Consider the following 14580-nt stretch of genomic DNA (forward strand, 5'->3'; position numbering starts at 1 on the left):
ATCGTAGGGAAACGATGTCATGAAAATCGATCGCCCTCTATGGGCCGCCGGAGCATTGCTGTCGCCTCAGCAATTTCAACAGCAGACGCGTTACGAAGCTTGGGCCAACGACCAACTCGCTCTACTGACCTGGGTGCACCCGTGGGGTGTCCAGGCTGCGGAGTTTGATCCGGATGCCTTGCGATTGGGTAAGCTCAAGGCGACTCGATTGTGTGTGCGAATGCCCGACGGCACATGGGTCGACACCGAATGCATGGATCGGCTCCCTCCCGCGTTGGAACTGGCGCACCTGCTGACCGATGATGTGCAGGACGTGACGTTGCAATTGGCCTTGCCACTGGAGCAAGCCAACGGCAACAACTGCGTGTTTGAAGGCGACAGAGCAGATCGGCCAACCCGTTATCGCCAGGACTGGCGCCAGGTCCAGGATATCTACGCAGACGAGACGCAGTCGATTGGCGTGCTGGAACACGCGCTGAGCCTGCGCCTGCACGTTGACGACAACGCAGACTACATAACCTGTCCGGTCGCACGTCTGGTGCGGGATGGGAAGGGCGCCTGGAGCCTTGACCCCAGCTACGTACCGCCATTGCTCAGCTTCGCCGCGCATTCTGGGCTGTTGAACCAACTGGACAACCTGTTGACGCAATTGGCCGCCAAGCGGCAACGGCTCATGGGCATGCGACGGGAAAGCAATCAGCGCATGGCCGACTTTGCCGTGGCCGATGTTTCGCTGTTCTGGCTGCTGAATGCCTTGAACACCTATCAGCCGGTACTCGCGGATCTGCGGGCGTTTCCCACACGGCATCCCGAGCATGTCTATCAAGTCTTGATCAAACTGGCAGGCGGACTGCTGACGTTTTCATTGGAACACGATATCGACGAAATTCCGTCGTATCGGCATGCGCATTTGGAGGCCGTATTCCCGCCGTTAATGCACAGCATTTCCCGTTTGCTGGAGACCAGCCTGCCGTCGCGGGTCATTGCTTTGCTGCTGGAGGAAAAGGGGGCCAACCGCTGGCAGATCACGCTGAATGACCATCGCCTGCGCGAACGCGATGGTGCCGATTTCTACCTGTCGGTGCGCTGTCGAGTCCCGGCTGCGCAGTTGCAGGACCAGTTCCCACGGCTGTGCAAGATCGGCACGCCCGATGCTGTCAATTACCTGGTCAATGCGGCACTCCACGGAGTGCCGTTGCAGGCGCTGAGCCATGTGCCGGCGGCGATTCCGTTGCGCCTGGAAAATCAATACTTCGCGCTCGATCTCGGTCATGCCAGCGGACAGGCAATGCTGGACGAAGGCGTTTGCGCTTTCTACGTCCCCAGCACATTGGTTGACGTCAAGCTTGAACTGTTTGCGGTGCTGCGCTCATGAAATTGACGCCGTCCAAAGAACCAGACACGGATATCGATGCACTGTTGCAGGACACCTACCTGCTGGTGGTTGAGTTGCGCCAGGGCGCCTCGGTGCACAGCAGCCGGGAGCTGGAGCAGCTTTGCACAGGGCAAGTGGAGCAAGTGCGCCAGCAGCTCAAGCGGGCGGGCTTGGATCAACGCAGCATCGATCACATCAGCCACGCGCAATGTGCGTTGCTCGACGAGACGGTGCTGACCTACGCCGGCGATGATGCGCGGGCATCCTGGGCCAGCGAACCGTTGCAGGCCAAGTTTTTCAACCGCCACCAAGCGGGTGAGTTTTTGTATGAAGACATACGCGAAGTGCTGCGCGGGCCGGCGCCTGATCGGCATGTGCTGACTGCATTTCAGCGGGTACTGATGCTGGGCTTTCGCGGGCGCTACCGCGATCTGGGCGATCCTGAACGTGAGCAATTGCTGGTTGCCCTTGCCGCGCGGGTCACACCGCTCAAGGTCAGCCATGGCGTTGTTACCCAGGCGGGTGGCGACTGGGTTGCCGGCCTGTCGTGGCTGCGCGCACCGCTGATCCATATCCTGGCGATGGGCCTGTTGCTTGCGGCGACAGGGTGGGGATTGGATCACCTGTTGAGCGATGCGCTTGCCTCGCTCATGCCTGATCAAGGGTGATGGGACGATGACCTTCAACTTGCATCGAATCCTGTCCCTGTGGGCGGGCGTACTGGTCGTCGCCCTACTGGTCATCATTCCGCTCGCTCTGTGGGTGCGTGTCCTTGGGGTGTTGATCGCGGTGTGTTGTGTTGCATGGGCCTGGGTATCGCTGAACCGCCGGGCCGAGCGCCTGCTTGGGTCGGTCAGGTTGGCCGAGAACCTGTCTTTACCTGCAGCGTTGTTTCGTCACCCTGTGGTGCTGGTCTGCGGAGACAGCCTGGAAGGTCTGTTCGGTGAGATTCCGGCCGAGCAGTTGGCCCTGCGTGTTACGGCCTCGGGTTGCTATGTGCGCGTCCCGAACGTGGCGCAACTACCAGCCGTCACCGAGACGCTTTTGGCCCTGCGGCCGGGTTGGGCCGGGCAACTGGGCGTGATGTTCATCGTCAATCCAGGTGCACACAGTGACAGCGCCGTCCTCGCCGGTCAGGTGCGTGCCTTCAGCCATCAGCTTGCCGTGGTGCGCAAGCGCGACGTTGCGCTGCCGCTGTTGCTGATGAGCTACCTGCAAACCCAGCAGGGTGAAGAGCCTTGGTTCTGTTGGAACAACGGCCAGGCCGAGACCCGTGTCCGTGATGCGGGTGCATGTGTCGGTTTGGCTGAGTGGCAACGGCAGACTGCTGACTTGCCCCTACAGGCCGTGCGGATGCAGGCGAGCATACAGCTGAACAGTGTCGTGGCCTGGCTGCATGAAGCGGTGCTGCCACACCTGGTGATTCGTAACACGCGCAGCCCCTTGGCAACCCTCTGTGCGGTCAAGCTGGCGGCGGCGCTGCCTCAGGCTGTCTCGGGAAACCTATGGCAGCAATGGTTGCGCGGCAAGGTCGCATTGGCTGATGACCGGCAGGTGGCAACGGGCGCGCGGTTGCCATTCCCCGACCCTTTGCTCAACCTGCTTGCACTCCGCCCGCGGCGTACCCCACTGCAACACGCAAGCCTCATGGCGCTCTGGTTGTTCACCGGCGCAGGTGTCATCGCGCTCGCCAGCTCTGCCTGGCAGAACACCTTATTGGCGCGCCAGGTCAGTGACGACCTGCGGCGCTATTCGGCTATCCCCCAGCCCAACCAGCGTAATCAGCGTGAGTTTCTTTGGCGTGAAAACGCTGTGAGCGTGCTCCGTCAGCACGCCCAGCGTCTGGACGCTTATTACCGACACGGCGCGCCCCTGGCCTTTGGCTTGGGCCTGTATCGCGGCGAACGCCTGCGCGCGCCGCTCCATGCCGTGTTGGCCGCTCACAGTGAGCCGCCACCGGCAGTCATGCCCGAGCCGGTCGCCAGTGCAGTGCGGCTAGATAGCCTGTCACTGTTTGCTCCCGGCAGTGCCCAGCTTAAACCGGGTTCGACCCACGTCCTGATCAAAGCGCTGGTCGACATCAAGGCCCAGCCAGGCTGGCTGATCGTTATCGCGGGGCATACCGATGCCACCGGAGATAGCAAAAAAAACCTACGGCTCTCCCACGCTCGTGCCGCCGCCGTGCATGCCTGGATGCAACACATGGGGCGCATCCCTGCCAGCTGCTTTGCGGTGCACGGATTCGGCGCCAGCTTCCCGATTGCGAGTAATGACACCGAGGCGGGGCGTGCCGCCAATCGCCGCGTCGATATCCGTCTGGTACCGGAGACGGGGGCCTGCGAGCTCTCCCGCCCTGGGCTGGACAGACAACCCCCTGTCGCATCCCGCGACGTTTAAATTTCCGAGAAAAGGAGCTTCACATGGCAATTCCCGTTTACCTCTGGCTGCAAGACGATGGTGGTGCCGAAATCAAAGGTTCGGTGAATGTCGATAAGCGTGTGGGCAGTATCGAGGTGGTCGCCCAGGACCACAGCCTGTACATCCCCACCGACAACAACACCGGAAAGTTGACCGGCGCGCGGGTTCACACCCCATTTCTGTTCTCCAAGGAAATCGATGCATCCAGTCCCTACCTCTACAAGGCGGTGACCACCGGGCAGACCCTCAAGAGTGCCGAGTTCAAGTGGTACCGCATCGACGATGCAGGGCAGGAAGTCGAGTACTTCATCACCAAGCTGGAAAACGTCAAGGTGGTGAAAGTCGCGCCGAAAATGCACGACGTCAAAGACTCCAGCAAAGAGAAGCACAACCACCTGGAACAGATTGAGTTGCGCTACGAGAAGGTCACCTGGACCTACAAGGACGGCAACATCATTCACTCCGATTCCTGGAATGAACGCCAAAGCGCTTGATGCATTTGGAGCCGCAGGCGGGTTTTCGCCTGCCGGCTCCCGGTGTGCTGGGTTGAGCGTCCGTTCGCGGGCGTTCAGCCAATCACATCGAGTTGAAAACCCATTCACCTAGCCCTTCGAACAAGGACGCAACCGTATGGCACCGAATTCCACCCGCTTGCTTCGCCGTCTCAACCCCTATTGCGCACAGGCGTTAAGTGCGGCGGCTTCGTTGTGCCAGAACCGTGCACATGCGCAGATCACCATTGAGCACTGGCTGCTCAAGTTGCTGGGGCAGGGCGACGGTGACCTGACCGTGATTGCGCGTCGTTACGAGTGGAATCTGGAGACGCTGTGGTACGGGTTGCTGGAGCACATCGATCAGTTGCCCCACAGCGTGCAAAGCAAGCCGCAGTTGTCGGAGCCGCTGCAGCAACTGATCAAAAATGCCTGGATGCTTGCCTCGCTGGACGACAACAACGACAGCCTGCGCTCCGTACACCTTTTGAGCGCGCTGATGGAAACGCCGGGCCTGCTGGCGTGTGAAGCCGCGTGGCCGCTGCTCAGCCTCAGTCAGGTGCAGTTGCAGCGTCTCGCGGCACTGTTGGATCAAACATCCGAAGAGCGTCCAGAGACGCAAGCGTCTGTTCCATCAGGCAGTGCCGCCGAACCTTCCAGTGAACTCGCCATGCTCCCATCCGGCGTCAGCCAGGAGGATGCGTTGCTGGCTGTGTTGGACAGATTCACCCACGACCTCACCGCGCAGGCGGCGCAAGGGCAGATCGACCCGGTATTTGGCCGCGACGACGAAATTCGCCAGGTTATCGACATCCTCAGCCGCCGACGCAAGAACAATCCGATCCTGGTGGGGGATCCCGGCGTCGGCAAAACCGCACTGGTTGAAGGCTTGGCCCTGAACATTGCCCAAGGCAAGGTGCCGGACAGCCTCAAATCGGTCTGTGTGCGCACCCTGGACCTGGGCTTGTTACAAGCTGGGGCAGGGGTTAAGGGTGAATTCGAACAACGCCTGAAAAACGTGATCGACGCCGTACAGCAATCCGAAAAACCGGTGCTGTTGTTTATCGATGAGGCCCATACCCTGATCGGCGCCGGCAACCAGGCCGGCGGTGCCGATGCGGCCAACCTGCTCAAGCCGGCCCTGGCCCGTGGTGAATTGCGCACCATCGCCGCGACCACCTGGAGCGAATACAAACAGTATTTCGAGCGCGATGCCGCCCTGGAACGGCGCTTCCAACGGGTCAAGGTCGATGAGCCGGATGACACTAATGCGTGCCTGATGCTGCGAGGCCTCAAGGCGCGCTACGCCATCCATCACGGCGTGCATATCCAGGATACGGCGGTGCAGGCTGCGGTCAGCCTGTCGCGACGCTACCTGAGCGGTCGGCAACTGCCCGACAAAGCGGTCGACCTGCTGGACACCGCCAGTGCCCGCGTGCGCATGAGCCTGGACTGTGAGCCGCAGGTACTGACCCGCCTGAGCGCCCGGCAAATGGCCCTGGAACTGGAGGGCCAAGCGCTGGAACAGGATCAGCGACTGGGCGGCCAGGAGGCCGATGATCGCCTGACGGTGATAGCCGCCCAACACGCCGATTTGCAACGGCAGTCCCTCGATCTGGAACAGCAATATCGACAGGAACTTGACCTCACTCACCAACTGATTGATGCGCGCCAGGCACAGCCACCGCAGCGCGAGACCTGCGCGCAACTGCAACGGCAGTTGGGCGACATCCAGGGCAAACAACCGCTGCTGTCGCTGGATGTGGACGCGCGCAGCGTGGCGGAAGTCATCGCCGACTGGACCGGTGTGCCGCTGGGCAGCCTGCTCAAGGACGAGCAGGCCAACCTGCTGATGCTGGAACAGCAATTGGCGGCGCGCGTTATTGGCCAGGCGTCGGCACTGAACGCCATGTCCCAGCGCCTGCGTGCGGCCAAAACCGGGCTTACCGATGACAAGGCGCCGCTAGGAGTGTTCCTGCTGGTTGGTACCAGTGGCGTAGGCAAGACCGAAACAGCCCTGGCCCTGGCCGACAGCCTGTTCGGTGGCGAAAAATCGCTGATCACCCTCAACTTTTCCGAGTACCAGGAAGCCCACACCGTCAGCCAGCTCAAAGGCTCGCCACCCGGCTACGTCGGCTACGGCCAAGGCGGAGTTTTAACCGAAGCGGTGCGCCAACGGCCCTACAGCGTTGTGCTGCTCGACGAAGTGGAAAAGGCTCATCGCGACGTGCTCAATCTGTTTTATCAGGTCTTTGATCGCGGCTTTATGCGCGACGGTGAAGGCCGCGAGATCGACTTTCGCAACACCGTCATTCTGATGACCTCCAACCTCGGCAGCGACCTGCTGCACACCTGTGTGCAGGAGCAACCCGACGCATCGGACAGCGTGCTGCACGAACAGCTGCGGCCGATCCTGCTCGACCACTTCCAGCCGGCGCTGCTGGCACGCTTTCAGACCCTCATCTATCGCCCGCTGCAAGCCGATGCACTCAAGCGCATCGTGGCCATCAAGCTGGCCCAGGTCGCCAAACGCCTGCAACGCCATTACGGCCTCGATTGCCAGATCGACGACGCCCTGAATGACGCGCTGGTTGCCGCCTGCCTGCTGCCCGACTCGGGCGCACGCAACATCGACAGCCTGCTCAACGAACAGATCCTTCCGGTACTCAGCCAACAACTGTTGGAGCGTCGAGCCGCGCAGCAGCGCACCTATCGCGTGCGCCTCGGTTATAGCGCCGATGACGGTATCAGCCTGCACTTCGACGATGTTCAAGACACGGTTCAGTCCGTCGCCTCGGAGGTGTGAACATGCTGACTTTCTTCGATCACAGCCGACACACCCTGAGCGTTCACAACGTCAACGCCCACCTTGACGTCCTGGCCTTCGAAGGCCAGGAACGCCTAAGCGAACCCTTCGCCTATCACATCGAATTCACCAGCACCGAACGCGACCTCGCCGCCGAAACCCTGCTCGGTAAAGACGCCCGTTTCAGCCTGCACGCCCCGCCGAAAAAGCTGCCCCTGTTAGGTTTGCCGCCACCCCCCATCAAACCCCTGCGCACCCTGCATGGTGTGGTCACCCGCTTCAAGCGCCAGTCCGGCTCCAACGACCAGGCCAGTTATGCAATCACCATGCAACCACGCCTGGCCCTGCTCGCGCGCGGTCGCCAGTTCCGCATCTACCAGCACCAATCGGTGCCGCAGATCGTCGAAAGCATCCTGCGCAGCCGCCACGCCTTTGAAGGCCAGGACTTTCTCTTCAGCCTCAAACGCGACTACCCCAAGCGCGAACAGGTCATGCAATACGGCGAAAGCGACCTGGCTTTCATCACCCGCCTGCTGGCCGAGGTGGGCATCTGGTACCGCTTCACCAGCGACGAGCGCCTGCGCATTGACGTGGTCGAATTTTGCGACGATCAACGCCTCTACCAGTTCAACGTCGAACTGCCATACCGCCCGCAATCCGGCCTCAGCAGCAGCGACCAGGACTGCGTGTGGCACCTGCAATCGAACCATCAGGTGGTCGAGCAACAGGTACATTTTCGCGCCTACCACCACCGCGAAGTCCATGCGCACCTGAGCGGCGACATCGACCAGACCCGCGGCGCCAAAACCACCTACGGCGAGGCCTACCACTACGCCGAACCCTACACCGCCCTCGGCGACCGACTGGATCAGGACGAAGACCTGCTCAGCGAAAGCGGCTACTTCTACGCGCGCCTGCGCCACGAACGCTACCTCAACGATCAGACCCAACTCAACGGCATCACCAGCAGCGCCACCCTGGCGCCGGGCCAGGTACTCAACGTCAGCGGCGGCGCGCCCCACGCTTTTACACCTGGAGCGGTGATCACCGGCCTCACAACCACCGCCGCCCGTGACAGCAGTTTCATCGCCACCTTCGAGGCTATCCCCTATTCGGAAAGCGTGTGCTTTCGTCCAGAGCTCAAGAACAAACCCCTGATCGCCGGCAGTATCCCCGCCCGCGTCACCAGCAACCTGGCCAACGACCCCTACGCCAATATCGACCTGGAGGGGCGCTACCGGGTGAGTTTCCTGTTCGATCGCGACACGTGGACGCTGGGTCAAGAAAGCCTCTGGCTACGCCTCGCCCGACCCTACGCCGGCGACACCCACGGCCTGCACCTGCCGCTGATTGCCGGCACCGAAGTGGCGGTGGCCTTCGAACAAGGCGACCCCGACCGCCCCTACATCGCCCACGCCCTGCACGACAGCCAGCACGTCGACCACGTGACCTTGCGCAACTACAAACGCAACGTCCTGCGCACCCCGGCGAACAACAAGCTGCGCATGGACGACACGCGGGGGCAGGAGCACGTCAAGCTGAGTACCGAGCACAGTGGCAAGAGTCAGCTGAATCTTGGGCATCTGGTGGATGGCAAGAAGAAAAAGCGCGGGGAAGGGTTTGAGTTGCGCACCGATGGTTGGGGCGCGATTCGGGGGGGCAAGGGCTTGTTTATCAGTGCTGATGAACAGGCGAAAGCCATGGGTGATGTACTGAACATGGAGCCGGCCAATGCCCTCGTCCAAGGTGCGAAAGCACAGCTGGCCGAATGGCAGACAATTGCCCAGGCCCACCACAGCCGCCGCCCCAACACCGAGGGCCTGGACCAGTTTCAGGCCGATGCAAAAGATTTGCGCGCTCCGGCCATGCTGCTCAGCGCTCCCAACGGCATTGGCGCGGTGACGCCTGCGAGCCTGCTGCTCAAAAGCGGTGAAGCGCTCTACGTGCAAAGTGACGACGAGATCAACCTGGCCGCTGCCGAACGCCTGTCTATACACGCGAACCAGGCCATCTCGCTATTGGCCCAGCAAGAAGGCATGCGCCTGGTTTCCGGAAAGGGCCCCCTGGAAATCGAATCCCACGGCGACGTGATGAAGCTGATCGCCCAGCACGATATCGCCCTGCAGACCGTGCAAGGTCACCTGCAATTGACGGCCAAGAAGGGCATCACCCTGGGGTGTGGTGGGGGTTACATCCGCATTACAGCCAGTGGCGCCATCGATATCCATAGCCCCGGCCAGCTCAACCTCAAGGGGCAGCACGTCTGGGAGAAACCGGCGAGCCAGGGTTTTCCGATGCCTGAATTACCGCGGTCGGTCTGTCAGGAGTGCCTTGAACGGGCGCGCAACAAGGCCGCCGGTTTACTGATGCGCGAAGATTGAGAGGGGAGCATGAAGATGGCAACGCCAACAGAATGGCAAGAACAGATCGAGCGGGTAGGTGCCAGAGTCGGCATACAACACGTTGACGTATTGCTCGACCAAACCGCCTGGGACAACTGCGCTATCCCTGCGATGAAAATGCTGAGACCAGACGTTCCATGGTTCTCATTGTTCAGCGGCACGCCGGAAGAAAAACTCCTGGAACAGGCGCCTTTGTTAATGCGCTTGGATCTTGCGCAGTGGAAACATAAAGCCTGGTTTGAAGAGCTGATAACCCAGTGCGCCACCGATGCTCGCTTGCTGGTGCTGATCTCACCGTTATCGTTTGATGCCCTGAGCCGTGCTCTACAAGTCCTCTTGCAAATCAAGTGGGGTGGTCAGGCGGGTCTGTTGCGCTATTACGACCCGCGCATCTTTCCGTTGTTAATGAACCGGATCCTCACGCAGGAGCAGCGCGCCGAATATTTGAGGCTCGCGAGCTATTGGGGCTGGCTGGACAGGGACGAACAGCCGCATTGGCTGCAAGGTAACTGCCAGATGCACGAGGAGCATGTTCAAGTTGGCTCGGCCATGGACCTCAGTGATCAGCAATGCGATTTGATCGGTTGTATTAGTGAGGCGCAGAACCTGCTGGTGGGCGGGAATTTTGATCACTTGGAAACAAACCAGGAGTCAAGTTTCGCCACGTTGTTCGCGTTTGTCGTGCAAGCAAATGAGGACAATTATTTTGGTGATTTAACTGAATACGTAAGGGGGGGATTGTGAGATTCAAATCCATACCATCGGATACACAGCGTATTCGGAATGCTGAATTCTTTTCCAGACGAGAAGTGGGTGTGCTTAAACGGTTGGCGTTGATCATATTGTTTGGCCTGCTAACCACTGTTGCTGGCTGCGGAACACTCATGGAACGAGGTGAGCAGTCTAAATCTTATGGGCAGTCGGGCTATTACTATCTCGGCGTTCAATATGACTGGCGGCTGCTGACATTGAAGGGGCGCGGTGGCTACGACTATACCCCCATGTTTTGTTATCTAAGCGTGGTGTGCCCTTTTGCTACTGTGCTCAGCATGCCGGCAGATTTTGTGGTCGATACCGTGATGCTGTATAGCGACCATCAAAACAAACTTGCATGGGAGCGGGAACTCAATAGTTATTTTCGCGATAAGTATTGCCGCAACGAGGGTGGCCCGGATGAGGCCGAACTCAGGAAGTTGGACCTTGATGTGTCGTTCTGTTCGGGTGGAAGTAATTACCAGTTGTGAGGCGATGCAACGTACAGGTGCGATAAATTTTCTTGCGCAGCGGAGGTTTCAGGTTATGGGTTTATCAATAAGAAGGATGCTGTTGCGAAGCCTATACGGTTTTTTTGGAGTGTCGTTACTCGGATGTTCCTCTGCCGATAATGAAATGGCGGCAGGGAATATACGGGCAGTTAACCACACGTTGGGTGCAATTAATTGGTTTTCGGTCAATGGCTATAGGGCGCATGGTGGTGGGGGAAGTTCATGCTGCATTGTTATGCCGATTAAATGGCGGCCTGGGTTGAAAGCCAATATCGAGTGGGAGGTTGACCCGGATCCTTTTGCTAAAATAAAACGAAAAACAATAGAGTATGGATTTGATGAAGAAGCATGGGTTGAACATGAGGGGCGGTTTCAACGCCATAGCACTGCAGTGGATATTCCAGAGTGGTCAGGTACTGAGTCTTGTGGTTTGAAAGTACATTTTTTGGTCTGTAATCAAATCAAGGTTACAACTTCTTGCTGGGGTTATGGCTCGCCCAATAATCCTATCAAGGAACCTCTCGATATGAAGGAGCCAGACGTATGTCCTAAGTAAGAGCTGGTTCGACTCAAAAATAGGTTGGTCGATATGTTTGGCTGCTTTGTAGGATGCATGAGAGTGAAGTTTGAATAGGCATTTTTTATCGTGTCTGCATTGACTCAAGGGGTTGCAGGTTGTGAAATTAATAATGATGAGAATACTAAGGCGAGGTGTGTACGCCTTTTTTGGACTGGCGTTGTTTGGATGTTCTTCTGCCGATAATGAAATGGCGGGTGGGAATATACAGGCGGTTAATCATACATTGAATGGGATCAACTGGTTGTCGGTGAATGGTTATAGGGCCGATGGGGGTGGAGGGCGATCCTGTTGCATCAGCATGCCGATTAAGTGGCGGCCTGGGTTAAAAGCCAATATCGAGTGGGAGGTTGATCCGGATCCTTTTGCATATTCAAAATGGCCCCCGTTAGGAACGGATGGTTATCGAGCCGCTCAAGCTAAACACAAAGATAATTATCGGCGTAATAAAGTTGTAGTTGATATTCCTGAGTGGTCAGGTACTGAGTCTTGTGGTTTAAAAGTGCATTTTTTGGTTTGTAGTCAGATTAAGGTCACCACTTCTTGCTGGGGGTATGGGTCACCCAATAATCCGATCAAAGAACCTCTTGAGATGAAGGAGCCCTCTGTATGTCCACAATAAAAAAAGAGAGAAATGATAATGTTTGGGGGCCTCCAGATTTTCCATTGGAAGGCCGTTTTTCGACAAAAATATCGGACGTTTCTGATAACTATAAAAAACAAACCTTTGAGGAGGATTTTTTTCGTCAAGGTGTCAATGCAAGAGGGCAAAAGCGGCATTCTGAATGTTGCCATAGCTTGCACATTAGTCTGTTTTTTGATGGTACTAATAATAATGAAGATAACGACACCAAGAAAAATCACCCTAGCAATATCGCTAAGCTGTTCCATGCATCGCTGAGAGGTAGAAATGCAGAGAAATGCGGTTATTTTTCTTATTACATGCCAGGTGTCGGCACCCCGTTTCCTGAAATTGGCGAGTTGGACTACAGCGAAAGTGGGCTTCAATATGCAACAGGAGGTGAAGATCGCATCAATTGGGCATTGGTGCAGGTAGCCAGCGCACTGTCATTTGCACTTAACAATAAAAAAGAAATAGATAACGCCGTTGCCAAAACCATGGTCGACGCCATGAGCACCTGGAAGGCTCCGCTGATGAGTGCGCTGGGGCGGGGTAATCGCCGACGGACGATAAACAGTTTTTTAGCCACGTTGCAGGGCAAAACGGAGTTTGCCAAGCCTCGCGTGTTGGGCGTCAAACTGTTTGTGTATGGCTTTTCACGGGGAGCAGCCGAAGCCCGTACCTTTGTGACCTGGTTGAGCCAGTTGTTCGACACCCCGCCTGGAGCAACGCTGCCCGAGCAAAGCCTGATCGGCTTGCCCGTCAGCGTCGAGTTTCTCGGCGTACTGGACACCGTGGCCTCGGTGGGCATTGCCCATGCGGCACCTTTTTTTGCCGGGCATATGGATTGGGCTGACGACAGCCAGTTGCTGCCGGATGCGCAGCGTTTTCCGAAGCTGGTCAAGTGTTGTCGGCATTTTGTCGCGGGCTTTGAGCAGCGCTCGTGTTTCCCGTTGGACTCTATCCGTAACGAGGACGGTAGCTACCCGGAAAATACTTATGAAGTGGTCTACCCCGGCGTACATTCTGACGTGGGCGGCGGATACCCGAAGAATGATCAGGGTAAAGCCCGTGGCGGTACCCAAGAGTTGGTTTCTCAGATTGCCCTACATGATTTGTATGCCGCTGCTTTTGCGGCGGGTGCGCCGTTGCAGGTACCTGAGGCCGTATTGCCGAAGACGCTGCTTACTCAGCGGCTATGGCGCGTTATGTCTGAGGCGACTAATACGGAATTTGATATCAGCCCCCTCATAATCGAACGCTTCAACGCCTGGCGAAACAAAACCCTCCCAAACATCGCCGCCGACAAATCAACCAGCACACCCGCTTGGGAGTACACCCCGCAACGTCTCAACACCACTGTAGAAGAAACCCTGGCCGATCAACTGGGTTGGATCACGGGCTGGCGCATTGGTCGTTATGTCAATGACGAGCAAGATGACGACGACAGTTTCAAGCGCCAGCCATTCTTCACCCAGGCCAACGAGGCGGCGCCTTACCGGCAAGATCATGACCGCAAGCAATATGAAAAAACCAAGGTAAACGCTGCAAAAGCACGCGTGACTAACCCTCAGTTCCCCGGCCCACCGATCTATGAACCCCAGATCGACCAGACCCAGCTCAGCCAGGCCGCGGCTGAGTTCAAGTCTGATTACCTGGGCAGGAAACGTGAGCAAACCAGCCTGGCCGGCACCGTCACCGATGTGTGGCTGCGCGATGCGGTCTATCTGCTCAATGAGGATGATGAAGCCAAGGATCACGCGGCCCTCAGCGCAGAGGGCAAGCGCCGCAGCGGGCAGCTGTTCCGTGACAGCCAAGGCACGCCCAGTGCTGATCCCGATATGGCCTTGCTGGTGGCGTTGTTCGATGACCAGGTACACGACTCACGTGCATGGTTCATGTACGACACACTGAAAACCCGGGAGATGTGGGCGGGTTACTTCTTTTATCGCATGACCTATTTCGGCAACGACAACAGTCGGGATCTCTCGCCAGTGGTGGTGGCCGGCCGGGTGCTGGGTGTGGCGATGCTGGCCGGGGCGACGGTATACGGTATCAAGCGAAAAGGCGTGGCGGGTGGGCTGGGTGGGTTGGCTGTCGCTATCGGCGGGGCGACCATCGGTTATCAGGTCATCGACAAGGCACGCGGCGTGGTGCTGCCATTCTTGCCGGGCGCCGAGCAACTCCTGCAACCAACCGCGCATGTGGGTCAGGTGGCGGCCGAGCTCAAACGCCAGATTGCACAGGATGATTACCTGCAACGCATCGAGCAGACCAGCGCCATGTTGCGCAAGGCCGGCAGTTTGTTCGAATTCGATGGTGGGGTGATCTGATGCTGCCTCTCGTACGCGTGGGTGACGCACTGCAGCCCTTTGGTGGCGAAGTCCTGGAAGGGCACTACGAGGCCTTCGGTAAACCGGTGGCCTGTGTGGATGATCAAGCCCGCTGCAATCTGCATGGCATGACCCACATCGCCGAAGGCACTTCAGGTTCCACCATGGACGGCAAACCGGTGGCGCTGCACGGTCATCGTTGCGCCTGTGGTTGCGAGTTGGTCAGCAGCCTGTCGGCCAGCTCGATGATTGTTGCGCCATGAACCGTCCCCCTGGGTATCCAGATTTTAT

At 58.2% G+C, this 14580-nt stretch carries 12 protein-coding genes; all 12 read left to right on the plus strand.

What is annotated here, in order from left to right; all coding sequences use genetic code 11:
* Nucleotides 1-19: 19 nt before the first annotated feature.
* The 12 genes from tssK to FIV39_RS13190 all read left to right on the plus strand — a co-directional run bounded on the left by tssK (nucleotide 20) and on the right by FIV39_RS13190 (nucleotide 14552).
* Nucleotides 20-1375: a type VI secretion system baseplate subunit TssK gene (gene tssK, locus FIV39_RS13135; RefSeq protein WP_090405566.1), complete on the plus strand. Its 1356-nt coding sequence runs from the start codon at nucleotides 20-22 to the stop codon at nucleotides 1373-1375.
* The gene (tssL, locus tag FIV39_RS13140; RefSeq protein WP_090405563.1) at nucleotides 1372-2043 is read left to right on the plus strand and encodes a type VI secretion system protein TssL, short form; all 672 of its coding nucleotides are present in this window, start codon (nucleotides 1372-1374) and stop codon (nucleotides 2041-2043) included. The genes tssK and tssL overlap by 4 nt, the downstream gene beginning before the upstream one ends.
* A gap of 7 nt (nucleotides 2044-2050) precedes the next feature.
* Nucleotides 2051-3772, plus strand: coding sequence for an OmpA family protein (locus tag FIV39_RS13145; RefSeq protein ID WP_090405560.1), 1722 nt, complete (start codon nucleotides 2051-2053; stop codon nucleotides 3770-3772).
* 23 nt (nucleotides 3773-3795) lie between these two features.
* Complete coding sequence (locus FIV39_RS13150) at nucleotides 3796-4287, plus strand: Hcp family type VI secretion system effector (RefSeq protein ID WP_053135395.1); 492 nt, start codon at nucleotides 3796-3798, stop codon at nucleotides 4285-4287.
* 136 nt (nucleotides 4288-4423) lie between these two features.
* On the plus strand, nucleotides 4424-7090 hold the full coding sequence (tssH, locus tag FIV39_RS13155; RefSeq protein ID WP_090405557.1) for a type VI secretion system ATPase TssH: 2667 nt from the start codon (nucleotides 4424-4426) through the stop codon (nucleotides 7088-7090).
* 2 nt (nucleotides 7091-7092) lie between these two features.
* Entirely contained in the window at nucleotides 7093-9471 is a 2379-nt protein-coding gene (locus FIV39_RS13160; RefSeq protein ID WP_090405555.1) for a type VI secretion system Vgr family protein, read from the plus strand.
* Between the two features lie 9 nt (nucleotides 9472-9480).
* Nucleotides 9481-10236, plus strand: a complete 756-nt coding sequence (locus FIV39_RS13165) for a DUF4123 domain-containing protein (RefSeq protein ID WP_090405552.1) — start codon at nucleotides 9481-9483, stop codon at nucleotides 10234-10236.
* 71 nt (nucleotides 10237-10307) lie between these two features.
* Nucleotides 10308-10736 carry a YceK/YidQ family lipoprotein gene (locus FIV39_RS13170; RefSeq protein WP_143513887.1) on the plus strand — a complete coding sequence of 143 codons (429 nt, stop codon included), beginning with the start codon at nucleotides 10308-10310 and terminating at the stop codon, nucleotides 10734-10736.
* Nucleotides 10737-10791: 55 nt separating this feature from the next.
* Nucleotides 10792-11313, plus strand: a complete 522-nt coding sequence (locus FIV39_RS13175) for a DUF3304 domain-containing protein (protein WP_090410039.1) — start codon at nucleotides 10792-10794, stop codon at nucleotides 11311-11313.
* Nucleotides 11314-11446: 133 nt separating this feature from the next.
* The gene (locus FIV39_RS13180; RefSeq protein WP_090405547.1) at nucleotides 11447-11956 is read left to right on the plus strand and encodes a DUF3304 domain-containing protein; all 510 of its coding nucleotides are present in this window, start codon (nucleotides 11447-11449) and stop codon (nucleotides 11954-11956) included.
* The gene (locus FIV39_RS13185; RefSeq protein WP_090405539.1) at nucleotides 11944-14289 is read left to right on the plus strand and encodes a T6SS phospholipase effector Tle1-like catalytic domain-containing protein; all 2346 of its coding nucleotides are present in this window, start codon (nucleotides 11944-11946) and stop codon (nucleotides 14287-14289) included. Before FIV39_RS13180 ends, FIV39_RS13185 begins: the two co-directional genes overlap by 13 nt.
* On the plus strand, nucleotides 14289-14552 hold the full coding sequence (locus tag FIV39_RS13190) for a PAAR domain-containing protein (protein ID WP_090405536.1): 264 nt from the start codon (nucleotides 14289-14291) through the stop codon (nucleotides 14550-14552). Before FIV39_RS13185 ends, FIV39_RS13190 begins: the two co-directional genes overlap by 1 nt.
* The last annotated feature ends 28 nt before the right edge of the window (nucleotides 14553-14580 follow it).

Source organism: Pseudomonas grimontii (assembly GCF_007858185.1).
GTDB classification, from domain to species: domain Bacteria; phylum Pseudomonadota; class Gammaproteobacteria; order Pseudomonadales; family Pseudomonadaceae; genus Aquipseudomonas; species Aquipseudomonas grimontii.